Genomic DNA, 212 nt, shown 5'->3' on the forward strand with positions numbered 1-212 from the left:
AGGTTTTATAATGATTTTTCACTCTTAAATGTTTGGGACAGCAGCGGCGTTTATTTTGTGGTCAGGCACAAGGACAATATAAAATTTAGGACCGTAAAAGAATTAGAACTGCCAGAAGAACGTCACGGGCACGTCCTAAAGGATGAAATTATTGAGCTCACAGGTACCAAAACAAAAGAGAAATACCCCAAAAAGCTACGCAGAGTTGCGCT

General features: G+C 40.1%; 1 pseudogene. It reads left to right on the plus strand.

Annotation, left to right across the window (positions count from 1 at the left end):
* A pseudogene (locus Q0838_RS14340) lies at window positions 1-212 on the plus strand (IS4 family transposase); the annotation flags it as partial.

It is taken from the genome of uncultured Nonlabens sp., assembly GCF_947495285.1.
In the GTDB taxonomy this organism is placed as follows: domain Bacteria; phylum Bacteroidota; class Bacteroidia; order Flavobacteriales; family Flavobacteriaceae; genus Nonlabens.